The 4,173-nt window shown below is 49.9% G+C and carries 7 protein-coding genes and 1 other RNA gene; 6 read left to right on the top strand and 2 right to left on the bottom strand.

Annotated features, from left to right (window positions below; all coding sequences use genetic code 11):
* Positions 1-270 precede the first annotated feature (270 nt).
* The 5 genes from Q0349_RS00400 to Q0349_RS00380 are packed head-to-tail and all read left to right on the top strand — an operon-like array spanning position 271 to position 1,589.
* Positions 271-756: a DUF3310 domain-containing protein gene (locus Q0349_RS00400; RefSeq protein ID WP_298078747.1), complete on the top strand. Its 486-nt coding sequence runs from the start codon at positions 271-273 to the stop codon at positions 754-756.
* On the top strand, positions 753-917 hold the full coding sequence (locus tag Q0349_RS00395; protein WP_298078746.1) for a hypothetical protein: 165 nt from the start codon (positions 753-755) through the stop codon (positions 915-917). Before Q0349_RS00400 ends, Q0349_RS00395 begins: the two co-directional genes overlap by 4 nt.
* The gene (locus Q0349_RS00390) at positions 914-1,150 is read left to right on the top strand and encodes a hypothetical protein (protein ID WP_298078745.1); all 237 of its coding nucleotides are present in this window, start codon (positions 914-916) and stop codon (positions 1,148-1,150) included. Before Q0349_RS00395 ends, Q0349_RS00390 begins: the two co-directional genes overlap by 4 nt.
* Positions 1,147-1,332, top strand: coding sequence for a hypothetical protein (locus Q0349_RS00385; protein WP_298078744.1), 186 nt, complete (start codon positions 1,147-1,149; stop codon positions 1,330-1,332). Before Q0349_RS00390 ends, Q0349_RS00385 begins: the two co-directional genes overlap by 4 nt.
* A gap of 2 nt (positions 1,333-1,334) precedes the next feature.
* Positions 1,335-1,589 carry an AlpA family phage regulatory protein gene (locus Q0349_RS00380; RefSeq protein WP_298078743.1) on the top strand — a complete coding sequence of 85 codons (255 nt, stop codon included), beginning with the start codon at positions 1,335-1,337 and terminating at the stop codon, positions 1,587-1,589.
* On the opposite strand, the gene Q0349_RS00375 is transcribed toward Q0349_RS00380, so the two are convergent.
* On the bottom strand, positions 1,575-2,723 hold the full coding sequence (locus Q0349_RS00375; protein WP_298078742.1) for an integrase arm-type DNA-binding domain-containing protein: 1,149 nt from the start codon (positions 2,721-2,723) through the stop codon (positions 1,575-1,577). The genes Q0349_RS00380 and Q0349_RS00375 overlap by 15 nt on opposite strands.
* Positions 2,724-2,885: 162 nt before the next feature.
* Positions 2,886-3,235: a transfer-messenger RNA gene (gene ssrA, locus Q0349_RS00370) on the bottom strand.
* Positions 3,236-3,342: 107 nt separating this feature from the next.
* Here ssrA and Q0349_RS00365 point away from each other — a divergent pair.
* On the top strand, positions 3,343-4,173 hold an 831-nt coding region (locus tag Q0349_RS00365; RefSeq protein WP_366916246.1), incomplete at its 3' end, for a SulP family inorganic anion transporter.

The following is a 4,173-nucleotide window of genomic DNA, read 5'->3' as shown; positions in this document are numbered from 1 at the left end:
TTACGAAGGCGCACACCGCGCCTACGAAATAGCCGTTTATACCATCCGCGACATCTTCAAAACAGAGCTGCCGGAACACTGGTGAAAAACAAACTCACCTCAGCTGGGCAAGAGGGAAGCAGACAAGCGGCGAGTGTCCGCAGACATGAAATAACCGCCGCAGCATCGGGCGAGGGTTTTCTTGGTTCTCCACATGTGGTGCTTCTTTTCTCCCCCGCTGACGATGCCGACTAGCCGCCGTAAGCGGCTCCCGAATTACAGGAGCAAGACATGAGCGATGAGAAGAAAAACATCATGCACAACAACACACCACGCGACAGCGCAACCGCAAATGCAAGTTGCGATGAAATGAGAGCCGAATTGAAGGAGCGCAGCCAACACGCGAGCGTATTTTTTAATGCCGACGAATATTTTGGGAAAGACCTAAAAATTAACGTCGTTGCAAACAAAGACTACCCGCCACAAATCGGTGGCAACCATTATGATAAATACCAAATCAAGCCAATTGCTGCATTAAAAGATTGGTTGAGTGAAGAAGAATACCGGGGATATTTGCGTGGCAACGCTATCAAATATCAAATCAGATACCGAGACAAAGGTGGCGCGGAAGACCTGAGAAAAGCGCAATGGTATCTCGCGGAATTACTGAAACTGGAAAGCGGTAGCGATGAAAAGAAAAACCCTCAATACAACAACACACAACGCAACGACACATCAGAAAATGCAATCAGCGATGAAATGAAGGAAACACCATGACCACACCCAACCCCGGCAGCGATGCCGCAATCAAACAAGGCTGCACCTGCCCCGTGCTGGATAACGCACACGGCAGGGGAATCATGGGCGACGGCGAGAATCACGGCTACTGGATAAGCAGCGGTTGCCCCTTGCACGGGCAGAAAGGAGAAAAACCATGAGACAGCACAAAATCATCCGCCGCATCATCCATTACCCCGCGCCGGAAAGAACTGCACCGCCAGAGCGATTTCCTTATTACTATCCAGCGATTACTGGGGATGATGCACATACATTATCTGGAATATGGTACGGCGGGAAACATGAAATAGCGATGCTCAGGAAGGGGCTGATACATCGCACGAGAGAAAACGCGCTTGCGCACGCGAAAGCATGGTTGGGGGAAAAGCTATGACAGATGCAGCTATCGTTGGGGCAATGGTATTGTTTGTTATATTTGCATTGCAAAGATTATTTGCAGCAATGGACGATAAAAATCAAGAAGAAGAGAAAAGAATGTTTGCAGCGGCCATAAGTGCATCATTTTATGCAGTGTATCTCATGGGATTGATAATTGGTTTTGGGATTAAGGGTTAAATATGAAAATGCTGAAATGCGAACAGGTAGCGGAGATTATTGGCTGCTCACGCTCAACACTATACGAACGCATCATTAACGGCTCATTCCCGGATGGCATAAAAAGAGGGAATGCAAAACGCTGGCCGGATTACGTCGCATATGCCTGGAATATCCTGTACTGGGGATTAAATGAACCGTTGCCGGAAATGGCAGAAGAAACATTGAAAGAAGTGCGGAGTAGCGTAGAGATTGCGAAACAATTACTTTCCGCGTAGTTGGTCAAGGAAATCTGACCACGCTTGCATCATTTCGCGGCGTTGTTGCAAATATTCCGCGTGATTGTAAACGGCAGAGACAGAATTGCCGACCTCATGTGCAAGCTGCTTTTCAATATGGGCATGGTCGAATCCTAATTCATGCAGCATTGTCGAGGCCGTATGGCGGAAGCCATGCGGCACAATAATATCAGAGCCGATGCCCAAATTTTTGAGACTAATATTCAGCAAACTTTCCGAATGTGGGCGGCCGTAGCGAGCGCCGGGAAATAAATAACCAGTATCGCCTACCATCACACGGACACGGCGCAGCAATTCCAACACTTGCCGCGATAACGGCACCCAATGCACACGCCCCATTTTCATCCGCGCCGCCGGGATTTTCCAAAGCGCATCATCCAAATCAAACTCATCCCATGTAGCTAACCGCAATTCCGAGGGGCGTACAAACACATGGGGCAAAATCTGCAATTCCAACGCAATCGGTATTGAAGCTGTACTTTGTTCAATCAAACGCAGTACCTCACCCAATTTTTGCCGGTCGGAAATAAACGGATAATGACGCTTACTATCCTTGCGAACCAGGCCTTTGAGAGCCTGTGTTGGATCAAACTCAATATAACCTCGCATCGCCGCAAAGCGGAATAACTCCGACAGCAAACCGTACAGCTTCCGCGCGGTTTCGTTTCTGCTCGTAGAGATTTCCAAAAGTAGCGCACGCACATTGGATAAAGTAATTTCTCGAATATCCCACCCCCTGAACGCAGGTAATAAATATTTATCAAAGCGCAAAACAATTGTCCGATAATAACCGGGCGAAAGATAGGTGCGCTTATTATCAAGAAATTCCTTGGCTACGATTTCAAATAGTAGCGTGGCTTTTTGCTCATAAAAGGGAGACTCACCGCGCGACAATTTTAACAAGGCATCGGACGCCATTTGCCGCGCTGCACGAAGCGACATCGCGGGATACTCGCCGATGGTCTTATCTCGCCTCCTGTGACCGTCTGTATAACGCAACACCCACGACTTCGCGCCATTTGGGCGCACCTCAAGCATCAATCCATCCGTGTCGGTAATACGGTATCGCTTGTCTCTCGCTTTGGCCGCGCGCGCCTTGCTGTCGGTGAGCATTGTGGGGCAAATAGGTCAGGTGTGGGGTTGCCCCACATTATGCCCCACAGTTAGCGCCGGATACAATAGGACAACATCGGACGCAATCGGACTACAGAGATGGGAAAAGCCGCTGAAAAACAGCGGCTTTTGGACTATATCGGACGATATAGGAATAGTTATTGGTGGAGGCGGGGGGATTTGAACCCCCGTCCGCGAACACGCAACTTTCGGTACTACATACTTAGGCTCGTTTTTGATTTAATGGGCGTGCAGCCAACGGCCAGGCAACCCGCACACGATTCCGCTTGATTTTGACTGCCAACCGGCGGACGCGATTGACAGCGGTTCTGTAAAAATGCCACTCAGTTTGAACGTACAGACACATTCAAGTGAGCGTCAGCGGGAATTAAGCCGCCAAAGCGTAGTTGTCGTCGTTTGCAACTATTAGGTTGAAAGGGATTTACGAGGTTCTTTCATCCTCGGTATGCACCTGGAGCCTTGTCATCCCCGTCGAATCCAGGAACGCCCCCAAGTGCTGCGCATTATACGCCGACTACGGAAAAAATCCAGTCTGGTGCGGTATCGTTTTTTACCGGAGAGAGGCGTACAATTTCTTTCTTTTGAATGGATGTTTTCTATGATTGCCTGGACTGAAGCACAGCGCGCGGGACTTTTTGCCCGTCAATACTGGTTACGCAACGTGATTGCGGGAATTATCGTTGGTGTTGTTGCCTTGCCGTTGTCGATGGCTTTTGCCATTGCCACCGGCGTCAAACCGGAGCAGGGTATTTATACGGCGATTGTCGCCGGCGTTATCGTTTCTGTTTTTGGAGGTTCGCGGGTGCAGATTGCCGGGCCCACCGGCGCGTTTATTGCCATCCTTGCCGGGATTACGGCAACTTATGGTATCAATGGTTTGCAGGTGGCGACTTTTCTCGCAGGCGTCATGTTGTTGTTGATGGGATTGTTCCGTCTCGGTGCGATGATTCGTTTTATTCCGATGCCGGTTATTCTCGGTTTTACTGCTGGTATTGGCGTGGTGATTTGGGTCGGGCAATGGGCGGCTTTTTTTGGATTGCCCAAGGCACAGGGCGCGCATTTCCATGAGCAGATTTGGTCATTGCTGCGTAGCTTTCCACAGTTGCATTTGGCAACTACCGCTTTGGCATTGTTGTCGTTGGTGCTGCTCATGGTGATGCCGAAGATTCCGGGATTGCGCCGTATTCCTTCGCCAATGTGGGTGTTGATTGTCGCCACCACCGTGCAGGCCGTTTTTCAGTTTGAAGGGGTAAAAACGATTGGCACGGCATATAACGGCATTCCGACCGGACTGCCGCATTTTGCGCTGCCGGATTTTAATTGGACCGATATTGCAACGCTCATTCTGCCAGCCTTTACCATTGCCATGCTGGGCGCGATTGAATCATTGCTGTCGGCAGTGGTCGCTGACGGTATGGCGGGTACGCGC

This window comes from uncultured Cardiobacterium sp. (genome assembly GCF_938028185.1).
Classification (GTDB): domain Bacteria; phylum Pseudomonadota; class Gammaproteobacteria; order Cardiobacteriales; family Cardiobacteriaceae; genus Cardiobacterium.
This window is presented reverse-complemented; position numbering and strand designations above follow the sequence as displayed.

Coding starts and splice junctions, on each gene's coding strand:
- Q0349_RS00400 (WP_298078747.1), top strand. CDS start 271: ATGAGCGATGAGAAGAAAAACATCATGCACAACAACACACCACGCGAC.
- Q0349_RS00395 (WP_298078746.1), top strand. CDS start 753: ATGACCACACCCAACCCCGGCAGCGATGCCGCAATCAAACAAGGCTGC.
- Q0349_RS00390 (WP_298078745.1), top strand. CDS start 914: ATGAGACAGCACAAAATCATCCGCCGCATCATCCATTACCCCGCGCCG.
- Q0349_RS00385 (WP_298078744.1), top strand. CDS start 1,147: ATGACAGATGCAGCTATCGTTGGGGCAATGGTATTGTTTGTTATATTT.
- Q0349_RS00380 (WP_298078743.1), top strand. CDS start 1,335: ATGAAAATGCTGAAATGCGAACAGGTAGCGGAGATTATTGGCTGCTCA.
- Q0349_RS00375 (WP_298078742.1), bottom strand. CDS start 2,723: ATGCTCACCGACAGCAAGGCGCGCGCGGCCAAAGCGAGAGACAAGCGA.